We start from the raw sequence: 2,538 nt of genomic DNA on the forward strand, positions 1-2,538 counted from the left end.
TCACCCTGCAGCCGATCGCGTCGAGGGGTATGACGCCACCGCACGGGCCATTTCGCCCGCGGTGCACCGAAGGGGTTGCTGAGCAATGGATTTCGGGACCTATCCGCCAGAGATCAACTCCCTCCGCATGTATACCGGGCCGGGGGCGGCTCCGATGCTTACCGCCGCACAAGCTTGGCAAGGGCTGGCCGCCGAACTGCACTCGGCGGCCAGCTCATATCAGTCGGTCGTTTCGAGCCTGACTAGCGGGCAGTGGCTGGGACCCGCATCAGCGTCGATGGCTGCCGCCGCGGCGACTTACGTCACGTGGCTGAACGCCACCGCGGCGCAGGCCGAGGAAACGGCCGCGCAAGCCAAGGCCGCAGCCGCCGCCTACCAAACGGCGTTCACGGCGACAGTGCCGCCGGCCACGGTCGCCGCCAACCGCAGCCAGTTGATGACCCTGATCGCCACCAACGTGTTCGGCCGAAACACCCAGGCGATCGCGGCCAACGAAGCCCAGTACGGCCAAATGTGGGCCCAGGACGTAGCAGCCATGTATGGCTATTCGGCGGCGTCGTCCTCCGCAACGCAGCTGACACCGTTCAACCCACCCCAACAGACCACCAACGCCGGAGGCAGTGCCGGACAGTCAGCCGCGGTCAGCCAGGCCACCGGCACCGCGGCCGGTAACGCGCAGAGCGCCGTCTCGTCAATCCAGCAAGCTTTCTCCGCGGTGCCCAGCGCGCTGCAAAGCGCGGCCGCCGCACCCGCCGCCGCCGGCGACCCGCTGGGCACGATCAGCGACCTGATCTCGATTTTCGTCGACCTGCCAGCGGGTCTGGCGACGTTCGCGGCCGACATACCGCTGGGCAGCCTGGGAATTGTCGCTCTTCCCTTCGACATAGTCGGCGCGCTGACCGGTACCCACACCGACAAGATCGTCAGCGGCTGGAACGGGGAGGAAGCCTGGCCGGGTGAAGGACCCGCGCCCGTCAAGCCATTCCCCGCGCCGCTGCTGAACCTGCCGCAGGGCTCCACACACATACCCCGGCACAGCGTCGCCGCCGGTCTGGCCGAGGCGAACAGCGTGGGCGGATTGTCGGTACCGCCGACCTGGACCATCTCCACGCCCGCAGTACGCCCGACTGCGGTGACATTGCCGGCGCTACCGGACTCCGCGGCCAGCGCGGTCGCCGGGGAATCAGGCGCTTCCGGAAGCGCCTTGAGCGAGATGGCGCTGGCGGGAATGGCCGGCCGCGCCATGGCCGGGACGGTCGGCACCGGCGCCGGTCGCGGCGGCAAGGCCCCCAAAGGCGCGGGCGCGGCGGCCCGCACCAAGGAAACGTCCACCACCAATGATGCTGCGGAACAAGGTGATACCGACGATGCGTCGCAGAGCAAGCCCCGGACCGTCGTTACCGGAGTCGCCGCCGAGCTGCGCGAGTTCGCCAAACTTCGTGACGAAGGAATTCTGACCGACCAGGAATACACCGAGCAGAAGAACCGTCTGCTTGGTCGCTGAAACGCCCACCGCCAGCTGGCGGACAGCTCGGTTGTCTGGAAAAGGAATGCGCATCAATGGATTTCGGTTTCTATCCGCCGGAGATAAACTCCGGCCGGATGTATTCCGGTCCTGGATCGGGGCCGATGCTGGCCGCTGCGCAAGCTTGGGTGGCGCTCGCCGACGAGCTGTACACGGCGGCCGGCGGCTACCAATCGGTAGTGTCGGAGCTGACGTCCGGGGCCTGGTCGGGTCCGTCGTCCGCGGCGATGAGCGCCGCGGCCGCGTCGTTCGTCGAATGGCTGACATCGACCGCCGCGCGGGCCGAGGAATCCGCTACCCAAGCCCACGCGGCCGCCGCCGGTTACGAGACGGCGTTCGCCATGACGGTGCCACCACCGCTGATCGCGGCCAACCGCATCGCGCTGGCGGCGCTGGTGGCTACCAACTTCTTCGGGCAGAACACGCCGGCGATCGCGGCCACCGAAATCCAGTACGCCGAAATGTGGGCACAGGATGCCGTCGCGATGTACGGCTACGCGGCGACCTCGGCGTCCGCGACCACACTGTCGCCGTTCCAGCAACCGCAGCAGAACACCGATCCGGCGTCGTCAGCGAGCCAGGCCGCAGCGGTGAGCCAAGCCACCGGAACATCGGCCACCGATGCACAAAGCGCGGTTTCGTCTGCGCAGCAAGCCTTTTCCGCGGTTCCGCAAGCACTGCAGGGCCTGGCGACATCCCAGTCGGCAGCCAGCGGATCCGCCGCAACCGACCCGTTGACCCTGTTGAGCAACGTGATCACAGTCTTCGTCTCGTTGCCATCGGACCTGACGTTTTTTGCCGCGGTCATACCCCAGGACATCGCTGCCGGGCCGGTGGATCTTCCTTTCTCCATAGTGGATTCAGAGACTGGTCAGCACACCGACAACATCGTCAGCGACTGGAACGGCGACGACCCCTTCATCAGGAAGAACGGCATCCCTTCGTACGACTTCCCGGCCACGATTCTCAACCCGACCCAAAGCGCCGAATCCGCGATAGCGGCGGGTATGAGG

2 protein-coding genes are annotated in these 2,538 nt (G+C 67.0%); both read left to right on the forward strand.

From position 1 onward, the window contains the following. The first annotated feature begins 85 nt into the window (after nucleotides 1–85). Entirely contained in the window at nucleotides 86–1,504 is a 1,419-nt protein-coding gene (locus VN856_RS21530; RefSeq protein ID WP_325692721.1) for a PPE family protein, SVP subgroup, read from the forward strand. Nucleotides 1,505–1,560: 56 nt separating this feature from the next. Continuing rightward, on the forward strand, nucleotides 1,561–2,538 hold a 978-nt coding region (locus VN856_RS21535; protein WP_325692723.1), incomplete at its 3' end, for a PPE family protein.

The organism is Mycobacterium sp., assembly GCF_035603715.1.
Classification (GTDB): Bacteria; Actinomycetota; Actinomycetes; order Mycobacteriales; family Mycobacteriaceae; genus Mycobacterium.

Bases quoted from the DNA above. Each gene is read 5' to 3' on its own strand.
- VN856_RS21530 (WP_325692721.1), top strand. From the start codon at position 86: ATGGATTTCGGGACCTATCCGCCAGAGATCAACTCCCTCCGCATGTAT.